Raw genomic sequence first — 22,181 nt, 5'->3', positions numbered from 1 at the left:
GTGTAAGATGGCAATCACAATATTAAAAACCCGTACTAAAGAAATTTGGTATGGGTTTTTAATATTGTTTTTTACTGATTAAATCGCTGGTTTATTTATTATATTGTTTACTTATATAAAAAAGTTAAATTTTTGTTAAGTCTATATGAAATTGAACAAGCATATAATAAATTTTGAAATAGATAGAGACTTCGTAGATCATTGATAAATGCTATATTGTAATGAATTCATAGGCTTTTGTGTATTCGTTTTGACTAATTAAATTTTTGAGTTTAGTATAATTAATTTTTAGTTTGACACAAGTATCTATCTACTTTATAATTTATTAAGAAATTGGAAAAGCAAGGAAGCGAAATAAAGATGATGAATATTATTAAAACCGCAATTGTTACTATAATAATATCAATTATATCAGGACTATTAGTAGAGCGTTTTAAAAATTTAGCACCTAGGATATTATGTAATATAGGAAGATGTACACCTATAAAATTAAATAATAAAAAAGTTTATGCATACAAAGTTACTGTTAGCAACTTATCGAAGAAAATAGTTCATGAGTTAAGTTTAAACATACAAAGTGCACAAAGCAGCATAAGGATTGCAGATGCCAAAATAACAAAGGGGTTAAAGTTTGATTCTTCAGCAAAAGATAAGATGATAGATATTTTTATACCTTTTTTAGGTAAGGATGATAAATTTTCAGTTACAGTTTATATGGAAAATTATAAGCAGCCTACTATTGTACTGCATTCACCTGAAAATTTCAGGGAGATAGATTCTGTAGAAAAACATAGTGGTCTATCTTCAATGTTACATAGTCCTAAAAATACGAATGGATCAACTTCAAATATAGTGAAAAAAGTTCAAGCAATATTTGGTAATAAGAAAGCAATAATAGCGGCTGTATCAATTGTTTTAGTTGTTATTGTTGGAATTTTAGTGAAGTCTTATTTTAACAGTACATCGCCTAGTACTACTCAAACTTCCAGCACAGGCACTGATGCTAACAAGAGTAATGCTGATACACAGAAGCCATCAGGTGGAACTAATAAAGGTTACGGTACTGGAACTTCAGCAGGTAGCACAAACAGAAATGCGAGAAGAGGATCTTCAACAGGAGGGACGAGTACGAATGGTGAAAATACTCCAACAAAGGGCACAGGTGGAAATACTGGTACCAAGGATTCAACAGGAGGAACAAGTACAAACCCTAATTCAAATTCATCAACAGGGGGAGCAGGTAAAAATACAAATACTAACAGTACGACAGATGGTTCGGGTTCGGCAAGTGGAGGTAATGACACAAAATCTTTAACAAATGGAAGTACAAATACTAAGACCTCAACAGATGGTTCAGCCGGGAATGCAAATACTACTACAGGTGGAACAAATAATAATACAAGTAAATAATTTTAATATTATAAATAAGAGTCAAGCAGGCAACTTGGCTTTTATTTTAATCTTATAATACTTAGAATATACTAAATTTAATAATTATTGATTATTGTTAATAAAAAATTAGTACTAAGATACTTTCATAGTACTATAAGAAAGTATATAATAGAGAGAGGAACGACTATTCAAATGATAATATTTACGAAAAACATTTGAATAAATTAAGGGGGAGATTTTTAGAAAGCGATTTGTGAAAAAGTAATTTAGTAATAAATATTGATTACATGGAATCTTTCAGTTTAAGTAATATTGAATGATTCAGCATGTCCACCTTCTTATATTTAAAGATTAAGTTGTATAGTAGGATATATTAGATATTCATTTTATGGCTTTTAGAAATGAAATATTAATAAAATATAGTGGACAATCTATGTGAGAAAATCAGAAATTTATTTATTAAAATGTGGTAAACTGATTAGTGGTAGAAAGTATTTCATATTTTAAAGAGGAAAAAATATCATATGGAATTGGAATCAGAATACATGAAGAGCAGAATTAAAAAGTTTTTTTAGGAAAAAATAAAAGAAAAATGGGAAACCTAAGTATGCAGAGCACTTTTTAAGAGAATTAATTTATTAAATAATTAATAAAAGTTGCTATTATATTGTTTTAAGAAGGAGTGTCCCCACATAATATATAAATATATGTGTTAATTTATTAAACTAAAAAAAGTAAATACAAAATTAAAATTATTATTGTAGTTATAAAAGGGGATGGATATTACGGAAATGGAAAAAGATAAAAGCAAATCCAATAAAGTTGCTAAAGGTATTATAATTTCTTTTTGTGCTTTAATTGTTATTTATATTGGAGTAGCACAATATTTTCAAAGCCATTTTTATTTTGGTTCCAAGATTAATGGAATTAGTGTCTCAGGAAAAACTGTAGGTGAAACAAAGACTAAGATGGCATCTGCACTACAGAGTTATGCATTAACTATAAAAGAAAGAGATGGAAAAACTGAGACTATAAAATCACAGGATATTAATGTGAAATATAGTTCTGGTAGTGAATATCAAAAACTTAAAAATAGTCAAAATCCTTATAAATGGATTTTAGGAGTATTTAGTTCAGGTAACTCAAAAATGACAGATGGAGTTTCATATGATTCTAATTTATTAAAACAAAAGATAGATAAACTTTCCTGTGTTGCTGGGAGTAAAGTAGTTGAACCTAAAAGTCCTAGTTTTAAGTATACAGATAAAGGTTATGTAGTTGTAAATGAAGTAATGGGAAATAAGGTCAATAAAGATGCTTTGTATAAGGCTGCAGAAAAGGCAGTATTAGATCAACAATCTACAATAGACATGGAGACTAGTGGCTGTTATGTTAGTCCTAAGTATACTTCAAAATCTCCAAAAGTTAATACAACTAAGGAACTCCTCAATAAATATGTGGCTACAAAGGTTACTTATGAATTTGGAAATCAAAAAGAAAGCGTAGATGGTTCTGAAATAAATAAGTGGCTTAATGTCAATGATAATCTTGACGTTACAATTGATCAAAATCAAGAAAAAACATATTTAAAAGGAATCTTCGGTAAGTATAATACAGTTGGAAAAACAAGAAGCTTTACTACATCTTCAGGAAATACTGTAAGTGTCAGTGGTGGTGACTATGGTTGGCTTGTTAATACTAATAAGGAAATGCAGAATTTGAATGATGCTATAAAAAAAGGACAGACTATAACAGAACAGCCAACATACAGTCAAAAAGCCGCATCGCATGATGCCAATGATATTGGAAATACTTATGTAGAAGTTGATTTGTCAAAACAGCATGTGTGGTTTTATAAAAATGGTTCATTGGTAACTCAGGGAGATGTTGTTACAGGAAATGTAAGTCTTAATGATGCAACTCCACCAGGTGTTTACAGCGTAAAATATAAAGAAAGAAATGCTACTTTGAAGGGCCAGGGCTATGCTTCACCTGTTAGCTATTGGATGCCATTTAATGGCGGAATCGGACTTCATGATGCACCTTGGAGACAAGGACAGTTTGGTGGAAGCATATATCTTAATGGTGGATCTCATGGATGTGTAAATTGTCCACCTGAATTAGCAGAGACTATCTTTAATAATATAGATGCAGGCACTCCAGTTGTTTGTTTTTAGTGTAATTTTTTAATGTTAAAGTATATTGAAAATCTTGCTATTGAAGCAGGGTTTTCTTTTTTTATAAAAAGTTATATTAGTAGTATACAAAAATTATGATATAATATTAAAAACGTTAATAGATGAGGGGATAAAATGAAACGAAAGATAATTTTTATGGATGTAGATGGAACACTTGTTAATGACAATGATATTGTTCCAGATTCAGCTGCGGCAGCTATTAAAAAAGCAAGAAAGAATGGGCATTATATATTTTTGTGTACAGGCCGTTCAAAGGCAGAACTATTTGATCATATAATTGAGATTGGGTTTGATGGAATTATAGCTGCATCTGGAGGATACATTGAATTTGATAATAAAGTAATAATGCATAAAAAAGTGCAGAATGAGGATGTTAAGCATTTGGTTAAATATTTTAATGAAAATAATATTGATTTTTATTTAGAATCCAATGGAGGGTTATTTGCAAGTCAAAATTGCAAGAATCATTTAAGAAAAATCATATATGGAGATAATAATTTGGATTCTAAAAAAAGAGCTGAATTAGACAAAGGGATGAATCCATTTATCGAATGCTTAATTGAGGGTGAGAATTTGATAAGAGACGATATAAATAAAGTGTCATTTTTAGGATCACCTATACCAATTGAAACTATAAAAGAGGAATTTGAAGGAAAGTTTAATGTAATTCCAAGTACAGTACCGGCGTTTGGAAAAAATAGCGGGGAATTATCAATTCCAGGGATTCATAAAGCACTAGCAATTGAAACATTATTAAAGTATTTAAATTTGCAAAGAGAAGATACTTTTGCGTATGGAGATGGAATTAATGATGCTGAAATGATACAGTATGTAAATACTGGTATTGCAATGGGAAATGCTAAGGAAGAGTTAAAAAATGTGGCTGATGATGTTACAGATACTCATGATGAAGGCGGAATTTATAATAGTTTTAAAAAATATAAGTTAATTTAATGTGGAGTTAAAAGGAAGTTCGTATTGCGGAGGAAAATATGAGTATAAGTAATCTTTTTTTTTACATTCATTATTGTGGCAGAAGGCAGCCTAATGAAGAATGGAAGTATAAGCCTAAAATTACAAGGACACTTGAACACCATGAACTAATTCTTATTACCGGAGGAAATGGTAATATTATTATACAAAATAGAAAATATAAAGCTAGAGAAGGTGTGATATTTTATATTCCTGCGGATACTCTTCAGTCTATAGAATCAGATTTTAAAAATCATTTGTATTTTATATCTATTCATTTTAGTTTTGTAAATGTGTTATTCAGCAATAATAAGTGGGATATTAAAAATAGAACTAAGATATTACCATTAAGTTCAATGCAGGAAGTAAAAGATTGCTATGAAATAAATTATTTATTTAGAAGGCTAACTGATAGTTGGAATGAAAAATTACCTAGTTATGAGTTTGTTACAAAGGTATTACTCGAGCAATTGATTTTTCAAATTTATCAAAATGAAAAAAAAGAAAATCATAATTATTCAGTAACGTTAAAAGTTGAAAATATTATTAAATATATGCGTGAAAATATGAAAAATAAATTAACGTTAACTGAATTAGCAGACAGAGTTAAGTTGTCACCAGCTTACTTATCAAGAGCTTTTAAAAGTAGCACGGGATATACTGTAATTGGTCTTTTTAATAAGATAAAAATTGATAAAGCTAAAGAACTTATGATTGAAGGAAATAAAAAGGTGAAGGATATAGCACATGAGGTTGGATTTAATGATGAATTTTATTTTAGTAGAATATTTAAAAAAGTGGAGGGAATAAGTCCATCTGAATTTTACAGCAAAAATATCCATGGCGTTTAATATAGTGCATGGTATAAAGCCTATTCTTAATATAAAATTAAGATGTTATTGTTAAGCTTTTTACAATAATTGAAGTATAAAAGAAGGAAGGCTTATATGCATGAAGTTATGGAAAAGAAATTTAATAGTTTGCTGGTTTGGAGTGTTTGTAACAAGTATAGGAATGAGTCAGATTGCTCCGATACTGCCTCTTTATATAAGACATCTTGGAGTTCAAAATACTGCGATGATTGAGAGATTTTCAGGAATTGCTTTTGGTATTAATTTTATAACTTTAGCAATTTTTTCTCCAGTATGGGGGCGTGCAGCTGATAAATACGGTAGAAAACCTATGCTCCTTAGGTCAAGTTTTGGTATGTCAATAGTTATTTGTAGTATGGGATTTGTACGAAATGTGTATCAGCTTATAGGATTAAGGGGGCTGCAGGGAGTTATAGCTGGTTATACAACGGCTTGCACCACATTAATTGCAACTCAAACAGATAAAGAGCATGCAGGATGGGCTTTAGGCTGTCTCTCGACGGCATCTATTTCTGGGACACTATTTGGTCCTATGATTGGTGGTTATATAGAAGAAAACTTTGGAGTGCAAAATGTATTTTTTATAACAGGGGCACTTATGGTTATTGCATTTTTTACAAGCGTATTTTTTGTAAAGGAATCATTTAATAGAGAAGATAAGAAAGTTCTTAGTACTAAGGAAGTATGGAGAATTATTCCAAACAGAAAATTAATTATAATAATGTTTGTAACAGCTTTTATATTAAATTTGGCATTATATTCTATAGAACCTATTATAACAGTGTACGTTACTCAGTTATCTAGGAGCAGTCATGTGGCGTTAATAGCAGGAATGGCATTTTCAGCATCAGGTCTTGCAAGTATAATTGCGGCTCCAAGGCTGGGAAAACTTTCTGATAAGATTGGCGCACATAAGGTTATGCTGTGTGCACTTTTATGGGCAGGCATAATTTTTATACCACAGGCATTTGTAAAAAATCCATGGCAGTTAATGGGACTTCGATTCTTATTAGGATTAGCAACAGCAGGACTTGTACCTTCAGTTAATACATTAATTAAGAGGCTTACACCTGATTCTCTTACAGGTAGAATCTTTGGTTTCAGTATGTCGGCTCAATACTTAGGCGTATTTGGAGGTTCTATTTTAGGAGGACAAGTATCTGCCTACTTAGGCATACGGTATGTATTTTTTGTTACAAGTTCATTATTGCTTATAAATGCTGCATGGGTTTATTTTTCAGTTTATAAAAGATTAAATGCAAAACAAACTAAAAAAATGGCTCAGGTTGTAAAATAATATTCATTATGCTATACTAGTTTTATTATTTTAGCAATTAACGTGCGTGTATTAATAATAATGATAGCAGATTTTATCTAAGTGATTTTATGAGAAATACATTTAATTATAGGAGGCTAAATTCTCCCATAATTTCTCATTGATGTAACTGTAAAATTTGCTATTTCTTTGTGAAGTTTTTTTGATATTTGAAAAAATAGTCTTAAAAAACAGGATAAATAGTAAAGGTAGTGTGAATATGAAATTATTATCAGTAGTAGTTCCCTGCTACAATTCTGAGCAATATATGAGACATTGTATAGAGTCTATCTTGCAAGGTGGCGATGACGTAGAACTTATAATAGTAGATGATGGATCAACAGATAAAACAGCAGAAATTGCAGATGAATATGCAAAAACATATCCATCTATAATAAAAGCTGTACATCAAGAAAATGGTGGACATGGTGAAGCTGTAAATACTGGTATAAAAAATGCATCTGGCTTGTATTTTAAAGTAGTGGACAGTGATGATTGGGTAGATACTAGTGCATACAAAAAGATATTAAATACAATTAAAGACTTTACTGATAGTGAAGAACTTCTTGATATGTTTATTAGTAATTTTGTATATGAAAAAAAAGGTGCAAGATATAAGAAAGTTATGAAATACGAAAATGTACTTCCCGTGGGAAGAGTTTTTACATGGGATGATGTTAAGCATTTTCGCAAAGGTCAGTATATATTAATGCATTCTGTTATATATAGAACACAGCTTTTGAGGGATTGCAAATTAGAATTGCCTAAGCATACTTTTTATGTGGACAATCTATTTGTATATGTACCACTTGAATATGTAAAGAAGATGTTTTATATAAATGTTGATTTTTATAGATACTTTATTGGGCGAGAAGATCAATCAGTTCACGAGAGTGTCATGATAAAGAGAATTGATCAGCAGATAAAAGTAAATAAGCTTATGATGGAAGAAGTAAATCTTAGTAGTATTGAAAATTTAAAGCTTCAACATTATATGTTCAATTACCTGGAAATTATTACAGTAATATCGTCTATCTTATTGATACGTTCAGGTACTGAAGAAAATTTGAAAAAAGAAAAAGAACTATGGAAATACATTAAGGATAGAGACTTAGAACTTTATAATAATCTTAGATATGGAATTATGGGTCGGGTAATAAATTTACCAGGTAGAATAGGACGTAAAATTTCTTTAGGAGCATATAAAATATCACAAAGAATAGTGGGATTCAATTAAAAAATATTTTAGGAGAATAAATTTTATGAATAATAAATATGATTTTTTAATTGTAGGTGCAGGACTATATGGTGCTATTTTTGCAAATGAAGCGAAAAAGCAAGGAAAACGCTGTTTAATCATTGATAAGCGTAGTCATATTGGGGGAAATATTTATACAGAAAAAGTTGAAGGCATTAATGTGCATAAATATGGAGCTCATATTTTTCATACTAATAATAAAATGGTATGGCAGTATGTAAATCAATTTGCTGAATTCAATAGATATACTAACAGCCCGGTGGCAAATTATCATGGAGAAATTTATAACTTACCTTTTAATATGAATACATTTAATAAAATGTGGGGAGTTGTAACTCCGGATGAGGCAAAGAAGAAAATAGAGGATCAGCGTAGTGCTAACTTTACAGAGCATCCACAAAATTTAGAGGAGCAGGCTATTAATTTAGTTGGTACAGATATTTATGAAAAACTTATTCGCGGCTATACTGAGAAACAGTGGGGGCGCTCGTGCAGGGAATTACCAGCATTTATTATACGAAGACTTCCTGTAAGATTTACATATGACAACAATTATTTTAATGCACTTTATCAGGGAATACCCATAGGTGGGTATACTGCTATGATTGAAAAAATGATAGCTGGTATTGAAGTAAAACTTGATACAGATTATTTTAAAAATAAAGATAAATGGGATAGTATTGCGGAAAAAGTAGTTTATACAGGACCTGTTGATGCTTACTTTAATTATAAATTTGGTGTTTTGCAGTATAGAAGCGTACGATTTGAAACGGAAGTTTTAGATATACCTAATTTTCAGGGTAATGCAGTAGTTAACTATACGGATAGAGAAACTCCGTATACGCGTATTATAGAACATAAGCATTTTGAGTTCCAAAATCAATCTAAAACGGTTGTAAGTCGTGAATATAGCACAGAATGGAAACTTGGTGATGAGCCATATTATCCTGTCAATGATGAAAAAAATAGTGCTTTGTATGAAAAATATAAGGGACTTACTGAAACTCAGGATAATGTTATTTTTGGTGGGCGCTTAGGCGAATATAAATATTATGATATGGATAAAGTTGTAGAAGTGGCACTGGAGAAAGCAAAAAAAGTTTTAAAAAACGTAGAATAAATTATTTCAATATAATAAAAGCCGTATCAGATTTTTAATGCGGCTTTAAAAGTTACTGTTTTTATACGGTAAATTATTATTAATATTTTTATTTACATGTTGAGGGAATAGTTTTTCATTAAAGTATATTTTATATACAAATATGTATGAAGCAAAGCCAAGTATTAGTCCCCAGAAAACGTCTATTATAGAATGTTGCTTTACAAAAAGTGTTGAAATACAAATAAAAAAACTAAGAATTATTACAAGAATTTTTACCTTTAGGTTATTCTTAAAGCAAATTGAATTCATAATACCTGTACAAAGTGAAATACAAACAGCAACATGCAAACTTGGACATACACTTGATGGTGAATCACCTTCTTGTAAAAGCTTTATAGCCTGTGAAAAAATATCTTTGCCATAAGTTGTTGGTCTGAGTGTTATATAACTTGGGTATATGAAATAAGCTAATAAACCAATTGCCATACATATATTAACTGATAAAAAAGTTTTTCTTAAATCAATTTTTGATTTAAAAAAGAAAATAATACATGTTCCTGCAATAAGTAAAAACCACAGGCAATATGGTATTATAAATATGGGGACAAAAGGAATCATATCGTCCAATTTACAATAAATTCTATGCCCTCCAAGGTTGATGTTATCTTCTATTAAAAAGATTATTACTAAAGCAATATAAATAAAAATTTGAAGCAAAGCTTTATTGTCTTTGTTTTTTTTAAACACGTGATTTTCCTTCTTTTTTATAAAAATTAATAATGATCAGATTAAGAGTAAGGTATACAAATTCACCTAATCTTTCATGAAAACCTATATCCATTATATATATTACTACTTTTTGCTTATTATATATAGAGTGTTTATTTAAACTGTTCCCTAAATACTATTATCCTGATTAAAGTAAAAGCAAGGTAAATTTTTCTGCCCTTCTCTACGAAAAATGCGATAACATATTATTATAGAATGATAATTGGATTTGCGTATGATTCGATTACTAATAAATTAAGGATGATTAATACATACTAATATATTTAAAGATCAAATAATATAGATATAAAATCAGCTATTTATATAAAAGTTAAGGAGGAAGCTGAACATGAATCAAAAGGAAAGAATGCTATCAGAACTACCTTACAAAGCATGGTTGGATGGGCTTGAGGAAGAAAGAATTAAAAATAAGCTCAAAATATATGAATACAATTTGCTTCGTCCTGATGAAAAGAGCAAAATGAACAAATTGATTAAAGATATACTTGGTAAAACAGGTGAGAGCATTCATGTGGAACAGCCTTTTCATTGTGATTATGGCAAAAATATTGAGGTTGGAAATAACTTCTTTGCAAATTACAATTGTGTAATATTAGATGTAGGTAAAGTAGTAATTGGAGAAAATGTTTTATTTGCACCAAATGTATCGGTTTATACAGCAGGTCATCCAATTCATCCAGAGCCCAGAAATTCGGGATATGAATATGGTATTAAGGTAATAATAGGAGATAATGTATGGATAGGCGGAAATGTTATAATAAATCCAGGTGTTAAAATAGGAAATAATGCTGTAATAGGGTCTGGTAGTGTAATTACAAAGGATATACCTGATGATGTTATTGCAGTAGGAAATCCATGCAGGGTTGTAAGAAAAATAACGTATGATGATAGAAAATATTACTTTAAAGACAGAAAATTTGATGTTGAAGATTATTAAGCTAGTTTAGCTATTACTATTATACATTTAAGAATAATAAATTTTATAAACTAAAAATACTTAGAAGGTACCCAGATTATATAAGTAAATTTGAGTACCTTTATTTAGCGTATAATATTATTATAAAAATTACTTAGGGTAGTTGACATACTAACATTAACAATATAAAATCATACTTAAATAAACTGGAGATGTGATTATTCATATGAGAAAATATATAAGTGAATATAAAAATTCCTTAGTGTTTAAGGCCGCTTTAGCAGCAACTATAGTAATGCTCATACTAATGTTAACTTTAATAATTAATAATATATATTCATTCTATGTAGTTAGAACAAATACTATAAATTCATCTCAAAATGAACTTAAAATATATATAAATGATATAAACAATTCATTTAATGGCACATTAAATGATCTCAATGAAATCGCTTCCAATGTCGGTGAAATATTGGATATTGGCAGTGAAAATGAATCATTAAGATATTTTTCACAGGAGAAATTGCAAGACATTTTGACAGAAAGAATAAGTAATAACAAGTATGCACATGCTTTTGTAATTTATAATATTGAACATAATATTTTACTATCTAGTTACAATAAGGAACTCAGTTATCTTGACAAATTGGAGTTAAGCGAAAGTATTAAAAGCAATTTATATAAAAGAAAATACACTTTAGAGGATTTATGGGCTCCAATAAAGATTAATGATAAGATAGTTTTCTTTAAAGCATATAATTTTTCTGGGAATATAATAGCTGCATTTATCAGTTCGGATACTTTAATGAAATTTGTTAATAAATCTGATTCTAATATACGTCAGCAGATAGTATTGTCTGATAAAAAAGGAAATCCTTTAATAAAATCGGGAAATGCAAGCTTTTCTAATATAAATTATCCTTTGCCAGTTAATAAGAATAGTATTAGCAGTAGTGGTAGACAATATATTATAAATTCATATAATATAGAAACAAGTTATGCTAGACTATTTTCAATTATAGAAGAAAAAAATTTATTTCTTGGACTTAATTATGTTCAGTGGATTATTGCTATTTTGGGTGCTAGCTCATTACTATTATTGTTGTATGTAGTTTATTATTTAAACAAAGAGGTTATAAAACCTGTAAAAGCATTGATTATAGGAACAAAAGAAGTTGAGAAAGGAAATTTTGATTACAGGGTAAAGTACCCAGGAAATTTATTTGAGTTCCAAACTCTAAATAAGTCTTTTAACTTAATGATTGGAGAAATCAAAACTTTAAAAATAAGTGAATACGAAAAGAAAATTGAGCTGCAAAAAGCTGAATTAAAATACCTACATATGCAGATTAGGCCACATTTTTTCTTGAATGCATTAACTACTATACATAGTTTGACGTATAAAAATAAAGATGAAGAAATAAGAAAGTTTATAGACGCTTTATCAAATCATCTTAGATATATGTTTAAAGGAGGTACGATACTAGTATCAATAAAAGAGGAAATAGAGTATGTAAAAAGCTATTTTTATATGCAGGAAATTAAATTCCCTAACAGTGTTTTTTATGTTATTGATGTGGAACCTTCTCTTGAGAAAGAAAAAATACCACAATTTCTTATTCACACTTTTGTTGAAAATTCTTTTAAACATGCAATGACACTTGAGGAAACTCTTTCTGTTTTTATTAATGTAAAGTACTGCACGTTTGAAGGTGATGAAGCTATAAAAATAGTTATAGAGGACAGCGGTGAAGGTTTTCCAGAGGATATTTTAAATAAGGTAAATGGATCATATAATACGGATGATTCAGATGGATACAAAATTGGAATTTCTAATATAAAAAGAACTTTAGCCATATTTTACGGAAAAGATAATCTTTTAAAAATTTCTAATGAGGAGGCAACTGGAGGAAGAGTTGAGATTATAATTCCTAGAGATGGAGGGTATGTAATTGAGGGCGATAATAATTGATGATGATTTACTCACTGTAGAAGCAATTCGAGATTCTATTAATTGGGGGGTAATGGGCATTGATGAAGTTGATACAGCATACAATGTAGCGGGGGCAAAGAAATTATTTGAAAAAAGTGTGCCTGATGTTGTTATTTGTGACATAGAAATGCCAAAAGGTTCTGGAATTGATTTTTTAAAATGGATAAGAAAAAATGAGTACAAAAGTGAGTTCATTTTTTTAACATGTCATGAGAGTTTTGAATTTGCATCAACTGCACTGGAGTATAACGCTATAAGTTATATAACAAAACCTTTTAATATAGATAAAACGGAAGTAGCTATTGCTAAAGCGGTAGAAAAAATTAAAAAGGAAAGGCATCTCAATGAATACAGTGAGTATGGTGAATATTGGCTGAACAATAGAAAAATAATGCTTGAAAACTTTTGGAGAGAACTTTTGTTTTTGGGAATTTCAAACGACCGTGCTTCAATACAGGAGGAAATAGAAACTAGAAATCTTAAATTAAATGTAGATGATAATTATTATTTATTGCTTATCAGTGTAATTAAATCAGAAAATAAAGGTGTATTAATGAATAGTCAAACTTTTGAATATGCACTTAAAAAGCTTTCAACCGAAACTATATTAGGCCAACTGGATTTTGATAATGTTTTGTATTATGTAAATAGCAGAACTCATAATGTTTTAATAATATTACCTAGTAGCAAAGTTACCGAGCAAATAAAAGATTTATGCTTGAGTTTTATAGACAATTGTCATAAATACTTAAAGTGTAGAGCTGCTTGTTACATAAGTGATATAACTACTATGAGCTCATTAGCTGATATTAGGGTAAAGCTTGAGGAGATGGATCAAAACAATATAGTGTTTAGAAACAATGTATTTTTATATGGTGATAAAGATATTTTTAATACTAAAGGGCAATATGGTATTGATACAAATATTTTAAGTGATTTATTAGAAAAGGGAGAAAAAATTAAAGTTGTTAATTATATGAAAGGCGAGCTAGAATTGCTGGTGGCAAGAAAAAACTTAGATTCCTCTGTTATGTACTCTATACATCAAGATTTTATGCAGGTTATATATGCATTTTTATATAAGAATGAGATACAAGCGCATAATTTATTTTCTGATAAAGTGTCACAAAATTTAAGTAATAATGCTAACAATTCTATGTTTGATATGTTAAAGTGGATTCATTTTATTACAACGAAAACTGTTGAATATGCAAAAGAAGTTAAAAAATCATATACGATTATAGATAAAGCAAAGAAATATATATATGAGAATTATAAGGAGTACATTACAAGAAAAGATGTTGCTGCAAGCGTTTTTTTAACACCAGATTATTTGGCTAAAATTTTTAAGGCAGAAACTGGTGTTGCTGTTAAAGATTATATTAACAACTACCGTATTGAGAAAGCTAAGGGGTTACTTAGAAGCAGCGATATTAGTATTAGTATGATAGCTTCTCAGGTAGGATTTGATAATTTTTCATATTTTTCAACCGTCTTTAAAAAAATAACAGGTGTAAGCCCAGTTTTATTCCGAAAAGAGGAAAGCTGATTTGTAGAATGGAATAGTGTGAAAGATAATTTTACGGCGCTTTGCTCTGGAAAATCTACATTTTAGAAAAGAACATTTCCACTAGTGGAAATGGAAGTGGTTATATTATAAAAATCCTAGTACCACAAAGCTTTATGCCATAAAATTCCGTAGGTACGGAGGAATTTTTTCCTTGTATTCCTGTAGGAGCGAAGTAACAATGATGAAGGAACAATTTAAAAGAATTTTAATGAATCTTGGTAAAAAAATCATAAAATACTTAGATATGTCAATTTATTTGAACATTTTTTCAGCGAGTTATTGAAATGTCTTAAGATTTTATGATTTTTTTACCTTAGATGTATAGAATTCTTTTAGCGTTCCTTCATCATTGTTACTTCGCTTTATGTTCACTTAAAATTAAAAGTTTAGTGCGTATTTTTGAAAGCGTTTACTTAAAAAAATGAATATAATTTAACTATAATAAAAAATCAAATGAAATTAGGGGGAAATAATATGAAAAGGTCAAAGAAACTTTTAGGAATTTTGCTTGCAACAGTGCTTAGTACTTCAATGCTAGCTGGTTGCGGCAGTAATAGTTCTCAAAATTCTACAGAAAGTAAAAAAGGTAATCCAGATGAGATTGTATATGCGTATGTAACTTTTAATAAGGTTCCAGATGACAGCCAATTGAAAACTGTAGAAAGTGCTATTGATAAAATTACGGTACCTAAAATTAATGTTAAAGTTAAGTTGAAACCGTTATCTGTTTCAAATTATAGTCAGCAAATATCGTTGTCAATACAAAGTGGTGAACAATTAGATGTATTTCATACTCTTGGAGATTTAAATCAATATATTTCTAAAAATGAACTGTTACCACTAGATGATTTGCTAAATAAATATGGAAAAGAAACCAAAGAGATTGTTGGAAATACTTTTTTAAAGACTACGGAGGCTAATGGAAAAACTTATGCTGTTCCATCATATAAGGGTGTAGCAATTGCTCCTAATTTAGTATATAGAACGGATATAATGAAGGATTTAGGAGTTGATCCAAATAGCATTAAAAGCATAGATGATTTAAATGCACTTTTTGCAAAGGTAAAAGAAAAATATCCTAGTATGATTCCAATAGCACCTACAAATCAAGGATATTCAGGTGTTTTAGCAACATTAACCGATGTAGATTATCTTACTGATGATTTATTTAAGCCAACAGCCGTTTTAATGGGAAATAACACTAAAGTACAAGATTATTATGAAACTGATGCATTTAAACAAAAAATTAAAATAGCTAGAGATTGGTACAATAAAGGATATCTTTCTAAGGATGCAGCAACTACAACTACTTTAGCTACAGAACTTATTTCAGCGGATAAATGTTTCTCCTATGTTGCAAGCTATGCAGGAAAAGAATCAGCAGCTCAAATTTCAGCACTTACAGGAAAGAAAATGGGCATGGTAAGATTAGCTGAGCCATATTTATCAACTACAAGTGTTAATGCTGTTAGCTGGGGAATTGCTTCAACAAGTAAAAAACAAGAAGCAGCTATGAAATTTTTGAACTTAACATATTCTAACAAAGATATAGTAAACCTACTTGTTTATGGAATAGAAGGCCAGGATTATGTAAAAACAGATAAGGACCATTTGAAATATCCTAATGGTAAAGATTCTAATTCAGTACCATATACTGCTGCACTTAGTTGCGGAATTATAGGAAATCAATTTAATCAATACTCGCTAGAAGGACAAAGCACAGATGATTTGAAACTTATGGAAAAGGAAAATAAGAATTCAGCTATGTCTAAGGCATTTGGTTTTACTTTTGATAGTTCAAATGTAAAAACAGAATACTCTGCTGTTATGAATGTAATTAATCAATATTTACCAGGATTGAATTGTGGTAGTTTAGACCCTGATACAGAACTTCCAAATTTCATTAAGAAATTAAAGGAAGCAGGAATGGATACAATTGTTAAGGAAAAACAAAAACAGCTAGATCAATGGCTTTCTAAGAATAAAAAATAATGTTAAGTATAAATGAAGTAAAAAGTTTTGAGCTTTTTACTTCATTTATAAAACAGAAAGGAAAATGAATATGGAAAGACAAGTAAAAAAGAAAAAGAAAAGTTTTAAGAGTTCATTACCTTTATTAATGCTTACAATTCCAGGATTATTATATCTCATTGTTAATAACTATATCCCAATGGCAGGAGCAGTTATTGCTTTTAAAAGTCAAGATCTATCGAAGGGGATGTTTGGTGGTTCATGGGTTGGTCTTAAAAATTTTGCTTTTTTATTTAAAACTAAAGATGCGTGGATTATGACTAGAAACACAATTTTATATAATTTAGTGTTTATTATATTAGGAACAGTTTGTTCTATAATAGTTGCAATATTAATGACTGAATTAACAAAAAAGGTATTAGGTAAATTTTATCAAAATGCTTTGATATTACCAAGTATTATTTCAATGGTAGTCGTGTCTTATATAGGATTCGCATTCTTAAATTCAGATACAGGACTTATAAATAAAACAATCTTACATGCATTAGGGTCTAAGGGTATTTCGTGGTATTCAGAACCTAAATACTGGCCAGCAATTTTGGTAGTAGTTTATTTATGGAAAAATGTTGGATATGCTTCTATTGTTTATATGGCAAGTATAGCTGGTATTGATAAGAGCCTTTATGAAGCAGCTAAAATTGATGGTGCTGGTAAGTTAAAACAAATAAGATACATAACTCTTCCTATGCTTAAACCTACAATAATTATTATGACTCTTATGGCTGTAGGAAGAATTATGAACTCTGATTTTGGATTATTTTATCAGGTACCAATGAACTCAGGAGCACTTTATAGTACTACACAGACAATAGATACCTATGTATATCGTGCTATGATGCAGCTTAATGATACAGGTATGGCAGCTGCTTCTGGATTGTATCAATCAATTATAGGATTAGTTTTAGTGTTATTTGCCAATGGAATTGTAAGAAAATCAGATAAATCAAATTCATTATTTTAGGGGGGATGTAAAATGGAAGATATAAAAAGTAGAGGAGAAAAAGCGTTTAGTATTTTTGCGGAAGTAACTATAATTGTGCTTGTTATATTGTGTTTAGCACCATTTGTTCTAATTATTATGGCATCTATTACAAAAGAAACTGCTCTTGTGAAATATGGTTACAGCTTTTTTCCAAAAGCATTTAGCCTTGATGCGTATAACTATATTATGAAAGAAGCTGGAACAATTGTAAAAGCATATGGAATATCAATATTTGTTACAGTAGTAGGAACAACAATAAGCATTTTTATAACTGCAATGCTAGCATATCCACTATCAAGAATAGATTTTAAATATGGAAAATTAATTTCTTTTATTGTTCTTTTTACTATGCTATTTAGCGGCGGAGTGGCACCTTCATACATGATGTGGACAAGAGTTTTTCATGTTAAGGATACAATATTTGCGTTAATACTTCCAAACTATTTAATGAGTGCATTTAATGTTTTTTTAATGAGAAATTATTATAGTAACAATATTCCAAGTTCTCTTATAGAATCGGCACAAATAGATGGAGCTGGTGAATTTAAAATATTTTTTAAGATAATATTACCTCTGTCAATACCAGCAATCGCAACTATTGGAATATTTACAGGATTAGCATATTGGAATGATTGGGTTAACGCACTATATTACATTACTAATCCAAATCTTTATAGTATACAAAACTTACTTGTTACAACTATGAATAATATTCAATTCTTGCAATCTGGAAGTGCTAGTGCAGTAGGAAATGTAGCAGTTCAGTTTCCAAGTAATGGAATAAGAATGGCTTTAGCGGTAATAGGTGTGTTACCAATAATAATTATATTCCCATTTATGCAAAAGTACTTCATAAAAGGTGTTGTTGTGGGTGCAGTTAAAGGTTAATAGCCATAAACTTAGGGGAGGTTATATTGATGAAGGTAAAAGAAATTGTCAGTGAAATTTTAAACAAATTTGGAGGAGTTAAGTTCGAAGAAACTTGTGACAAGCTTATGAGCGGCAGCTATGATACAGAAGTTACAGGAGTTGTAACTACCTTTATGGCTACAGTAGATGTAATTAGAGAAGCAATTAATAAAGGTGCTAATTTTATCATTACTCATGAACCAACCTATTATACGGGAATTGATAGCATAGAATGGGTAAAAGATGATCCAGTATATATAGAAAAAAAGAAACTTATTGACAAGCATGGTATCGCTATTTGGCGTTTTCATGATCATATGCATGCGGCACCTTTTGATTTAATTTATGCTGGTTTAATAAAGGAAATTGTATGGGAGGATTATTTAATTAAGGGGTTACAATTTCCACATTGTTATGAGATACCAGAGATGAGCTTAAGAGAGTTATCATGGTTTTTTAAAGAAAAACTAGATATGAAGGTTATTCAAATAGTTGGTTCTCCGGATACTAAATGCAAAAGAGTTGGAATACTCGTTGGAGGTGGAAGCTTAGGGTTAGGTGTAGAAGAAATGCCAATGAAGTTAATGAAGGAACAAAATTTAGATGTTATGGTATGCGGTGATATAACAGAATGGACCTTATGCCCATACGTAAGAGATGCAGCATCACTTGGAATGAATAAGGCAATGCTTGTTTTGGGTCATGAGCGCAGTGAAGAGGCAGGAATGAAATATATGGCTAAATGGTTATTTCCAATGCTTAATGGTGTTCCTGTACATTTTATAGATGCAAAAGAACCTTTTAATTATTTATAATGAGGTGAATTTATGTCATACGAAAAAAGAGTTTTGCCAGAATTAATGCCTATGCTGCAAAACAATATAAAATTTGATTTAAACAAGGATTTGTATATGATGAGAAAACTCACAATTCCAACTATAGAAAAGTTGCCTAATGTACTAACAACAACATGTATGATTAGTGGTCCAGAATCAGAACTATTAGTAAAGATTTATGAACCGAATAATAGAAAAAATACAAATTTGCCTGTAGTGTTTTGGATTCATGGTGGTGGCTATGTGATGGGACATCCTGATGGGGATGATGCCTTGTGTGAATGTTTTGTTACAGAAATCAATTGTGTTGTAATCTCAATTGATTATAGGTTAGCACCTGAGCATAAATATCCAGCGGCGATAGAAGATTGTTATGCTGGACTTAAATGGACAATTAACAATGCAGAAAAATTAAAAATAGATATTTCAAGAATTGCAATTGCAGGAGCTAGTGCTGGAGGTGGACTCACAGCAGCACTTGCACTTATGGTACGTGACAGAGGTGAAATAGAGGTAGCATTTCAGGCACCTTTGTACCCAATGTTAGATGATAGAAATGTAACTTTTTCAAGTCATGAAATAAATGAAGAAAATTTACCAAAGGCATGGAACAGGGAAGCTAATGAGATTGCCTGGAAAATGTATTTAGGAGATAAGGATTCAAATGAGATATCTTATTATGCAGCTCCAGCTAGAGCTAAGTATTTGACGGGACTTCCCCCTGCGTATATATTTATAGGTCAGCTTGATCCCTTTAGAGATGAAACTTTAGAATATGTTTCGAGATTAGCCAAAGCTGGTGTTCCAGTTGAGTTTCACTTATATCCAGGATGTTTTCATGGCTTTGATTCAATTTTTAACGATGCGGAGATTAGTAAACAGGCTAGGAGCGGCTTTATAGATGCATTATCAAAGGCTCTAAATAAATAATTAGGAGGAGAGAAAATGGCTTTTTTACAAATAAATTTTTATTCGAAATCTTTAAAGAGATTAGTTAATTTTAATGCTGTTTTACCAGTAGACACTGTTACGATCCCTGGAATAATGGAGGCACCACCGGATGGACCTATGAAATCTATTTACCTTTTACATGGATATTCTGGTGGTCAGCATGATTGGATTTCAGGAAGTAAAATTCAGGAGTTGGCATTAAAGCACAATATAGCAGTATTTATGCCAACAGGGGAGAATAGTTTTTACATAGATGATATTGATATGGGAGCATTATATGGAGAATTTGTAGGAAAAGAACTTGTAGAAGTCACAAGAAAAATGTTTCATTTATCAGATAAAAAAGAGGATACCTTCATAGGCGGGCTATCCATGGGGGGATATGGAGCAATTAGAAATGGACTAAAATATTCAGATACCTTTGGACGTATCATTGCACTATCATCTGCACTTATAACTTATAATATTGCAGGAATCCCGGAGGATTATAAAGATCCAGTTGCGGATTATAAATATTATACTAGAGTTTTTGGCGATTTAAATAAGCTTATTGGAAGTGACAAAGATCCAGAAGCAATTGCTCATAATTTAAAGGGAAGCGGCAGAGACATTCCTAAAATATATATAGCATGTGGAACGGAGGATTTTTTATTAAGTGAAAATAGAAAGTTTCACGCTTTTTTAACCTCAGAAAATATAGAACATGATTATGAGGAAGGTTCTGGTACACATGATTGGACATTCTGGAATGAATATATCGAAAAAGCAATTGAATGGGCAATTTAGGAGCTGATAATTATGATTAGAATAAATAAACTTTTTCCAAAGGGTAGAAGAAAAGCATTCACATTAAGTTATGATGATGGAATTACTCAAGATATGAGGCTTGTTAAAATATTCAATAAGTACAATTTGAAAGCAACATTTAATTTAAACTCGGGTTTGCAAAATGAATTAGGTAGCTTTATGTTAAATGATTTACTTATAAAAAGAATGAATATAGAGTGTATACTCGAATTATATAAAGGACATGAAATTGCAATTCATGGATTAACCCATCTTTCACTTACAGATATACCAAGAGAGCTTATGCTTAAAGAGATTATTGAAGATAAAAAGAACCATGAAGCCCTATTTAAATATCCAGTAAGGGGAATGGCATATCCCTATGGAACATATAACAAAGAAGTTTTAGAAGTGCTAAAAGGCTTAGGCATTGAGTATTCAAGAACGGTTAATAATAATGAGAATTTTAGCTTGCCTATAGATCCATTAGAGTGGAATCCAACGTGTCATCACAGTAACCCTAATCTAATGAAAATTGCAAAACGCTTTGTAGATGGAGATTTTTTTGAATTAGGACTTTTTTATTTATGGGGTCATAGTTATGAATTTGATTTAGATAGTAATTGGAAGGTAATAGAGGAGCTTTGTGAGTATATAAGTGGTAAAGATGATATTTGGTATGCTACAAATATTGAAATTATAGATTATATTGCAGCATGGAATAGATTAAGATTTTCATCGGATTGTACGTTTGTTTATAACCCTTCCGCAATTTCGGTGTGGATAAATTTTAATGAGATACCTATTGAAATAAATCCAGGTGAAACTAAAAATTTAAGATGAATAGGAAGGGGATAAATGTTACTAGAAGCTGAATTAGTTATGGAGCTTACGGTAGAATTAGCAGAAACTAAAGATGTTGGAGAAACTTGCGAGGGATATTTAAGATTAATTCCTATTGTAGGAGGTACATTTTCTGGGGATAAAATCAAAGGTAAGATTTTACCTGGCGGATATGATTGGAATGTAACTACCGATAAAGGTTCAGCACATGCTTTGGCGAAATACGGAATACAAACGGATGATGGCGTATGTATTTCTATAGAAAATGAGGGCTATATTAATTTAAAAGCATCAGAAGCTTTAATTAAAACAACACCGCGTTTTCAGGCTCCTCACGGAAAATATGCTTGGTTAAATAGTGGCGTTTTTGTAGGTTCCTTGGAAGGCGGTAAAACTGAAATACCAAGTGTTAATATAAAAATATACAAAATGAAATAATTAATAATGGCAGGGATTGGAGGGATAT

Annotated in this window: 19 protein-coding genes; 18 read left to right on the top strand and 1 reads right to left on the bottom strand. The window is 30.2% G+C overall.

All coding sequences use genetic code 11. From position 1 onward, the window contains the following. The first annotated feature begins 333 nt into the window (after positions 1-333). The 7 genes from BEE63_RS05805 to glf all read left to right on the top strand — a co-directional run bounded on the left by BEE63_RS05805 (position 334) and on the right by glf (position 9,127). On the top strand, positions 334-1,410 hold the full coding sequence (locus tag BEE63_RS05805; RefSeq protein WP_175400829.1) for a hypothetical protein: 1,077 nt from the start codon (positions 334-336) through the stop codon (positions 1,408-1,410). Positions 1,411-2,183: 773 nt separating this feature from the next. Next, positions 2,184-3,569: a L,D-transpeptidase family protein gene (locus tag BEE63_RS05800; RefSeq protein ID WP_242874700.1), complete on the top strand. Its 1,386-nt coding sequence runs from the start codon at positions 2,184-2,186 to the stop codon at positions 3,567-3,569. Positions 3,570-3,704: 135 nt separating this feature from the next. Continuing rightward, entirely contained in the window at positions 3,705-4,544 is an 840-nt protein-coding gene (locus BEE63_RS05795) for a Cof-type HAD-IIB family hydrolase (RefSeq protein WP_066020478.1), read from the top strand. A 38-nt stretch (positions 4,545-4,582) separates the two neighbouring features. Further along, on the top strand, positions 4,583-5,413 hold the full coding sequence (locus tag BEE63_RS05790; protein ID WP_066020477.1) for an AraC family transcriptional regulator: 831 nt from the start codon (positions 4,583-4,585) through the stop codon (positions 5,411-5,413). Positions 5,414-5,513: 100 nt separating this feature from the next. After that, a complete protein-coding gene (locus BEE63_RS05785) occupies positions 5,514-6,731 on the top strand; it encodes a multidrug efflux MFS transporter (RefSeq protein WP_066020476.1) in 1,218 nt (405 codons plus the stop codon). A gap of 238 nt (positions 6,732-6,969) precedes the next feature. Further along, the gene (locus tag BEE63_RS05780) at positions 6,970-7,986 is read left to right on the top strand and encodes a glycosyltransferase family 2 protein (protein WP_066020475.1); all 1,017 of its coding nucleotides are present in this window, start codon (positions 6,970-6,972) and stop codon (positions 7,984-7,986) included. 25 nt (positions 7,987-8,011) lie between these two features. Continuing rightward, positions 8,012-9,127, top strand: a complete 1,116-nt coding sequence (gene glf, locus BEE63_RS05775) for a UDP-galactopyranose mutase (protein ID WP_066020474.1) — start codon at positions 8,012-8,014, stop codon at positions 9,125-9,127. 45 nt (positions 9,128-9,172) lie between these two features. Here glf and BEE63_RS05770 read toward each other — a convergent pair whose 3' ends face one another. Next, a complete protein-coding gene (locus BEE63_RS05770; protein WP_066020473.1) occupies positions 9,173-9,856 on the bottom strand; it encodes a phosphatase PAP2 family protein in 684 nt (227 codons plus the stop codon). Positions 9,857-10,226: 370 nt separating this feature from the next. Here BEE63_RS05770 and BEE63_RS05765 point away from each other — a divergent pair, with 370 nt between their 5' ends. From BEE63_RS05765 to BEE63_RS05715, 11 genes are all read left to right on the top strand, one after another. Next, positions 10,227-10,835: a sugar O-acetyltransferase gene (locus BEE63_RS05765; RefSeq protein ID WP_066020472.1), complete on the top strand. Its 609-nt coding sequence runs from the start codon at positions 10,227-10,229 to the stop codon at positions 10,833-10,835. A 205-nt stretch (positions 10,836-11,040) separates the two neighbouring features. Further along, entirely contained in the window at positions 11,041-12,786 is a 1,746-nt protein-coding gene (locus BEE63_RS05760) for a sensor histidine kinase (RefSeq protein WP_066020471.1), read from the top strand. Beyond that, entirely contained in the window at positions 12,767-14,356 is a 1,590-nt protein-coding gene (locus BEE63_RS05755) for a response regulator transcription factor (RefSeq protein ID WP_066020470.1), read from the top strand. The genes BEE63_RS05760 and BEE63_RS05755 overlap by 20 nt, the downstream gene beginning before the upstream one ends. A 495-nt stretch (positions 14,357-14,851) precedes the next feature. Further along, entirely contained in the window at positions 14,852-16,369 is a 1,518-nt protein-coding gene (locus BEE63_RS05750) for an ABC transporter substrate-binding protein (protein WP_066020469.1), read from the top strand. Between the two features lie 70 nt (positions 16,370-16,439). Next, on the top strand, positions 16,440-17,369 hold the full coding sequence (locus tag BEE63_RS05745) for an ABC transporter permease (protein ID WP_066020468.1): 930 nt from the start codon (positions 16,440-16,442) through the stop codon (positions 17,367-17,369). A 12-nt stretch (positions 17,370-17,381) separates the two neighbouring features. Further along, positions 17,382-18,278: a carbohydrate ABC transporter permease gene (locus BEE63_RS05740; protein ID WP_066020467.1), complete on the top strand. Its 897-nt coding sequence runs from the start codon at positions 17,382-17,384 to the stop codon at positions 18,276-18,278. 29 nt (positions 18,279-18,307) lie between these two features. Then, positions 18,308-19,114 carry a Nif3-like dinuclear metal center hexameric protein gene (locus tag BEE63_RS05735; RefSeq protein ID WP_066020466.1) on the top strand — a complete coding sequence of 269 codons (807 nt, stop codon included), beginning with the start codon at positions 18,308-18,310 and terminating at the stop codon, positions 19,112-19,114. A gap of 12 nt (positions 19,115-19,126) precedes the next feature. After that, positions 19,127-20,065: an alpha/beta hydrolase gene (locus tag BEE63_RS05730; protein WP_066020465.1), complete on the top strand. Its 939-nt coding sequence runs from the start codon at positions 19,127-19,129 to the stop codon at positions 20,063-20,065. A 15-nt stretch (positions 20,066-20,080) separates the two neighbouring features. Then, positions 20,081-20,872, top strand: coding sequence for an alpha/beta hydrolase (locus BEE63_RS05725; protein WP_066020464.1), 792 nt, complete (start codon positions 20,081-20,083; stop codon positions 20,870-20,872). 12 nt (positions 20,873-20,884) lie between these two features. After that, positions 20,885-21,715, top strand: coding sequence for a polysaccharide deacetylase family protein (locus tag BEE63_RS05720; protein WP_066020463.1), 831 nt, complete (start codon positions 20,885-20,887; stop codon positions 21,713-21,715). A gap of 15 nt (positions 21,716-21,730) precedes the next feature. Further along, positions 21,731-22,153 (top strand): DUF3237 domain-containing protein, encoded by a 423-nt coding sequence (locus BEE63_RS05715; RefSeq protein WP_066020462.1) that lies wholly within the window; start codon positions 21,731-21,733, stop codon positions 22,151-22,153. Positions 22,154-22,181 lie beyond the last annotated feature (28 nt).

This window comes from Clostridium pasteurianum (assembly GCF_001705235.1).
Taxonomy (GTDB): Bacteria; Bacillota; Clostridia; order Clostridiales; family Clostridiaceae; genus Clostridium_S; species Clostridium_S pasteurianum_A.
Note: the sequence above shows the minus strand (reverse complement) of the source record. Positions and strands in the feature narration are given on the sequence as shown.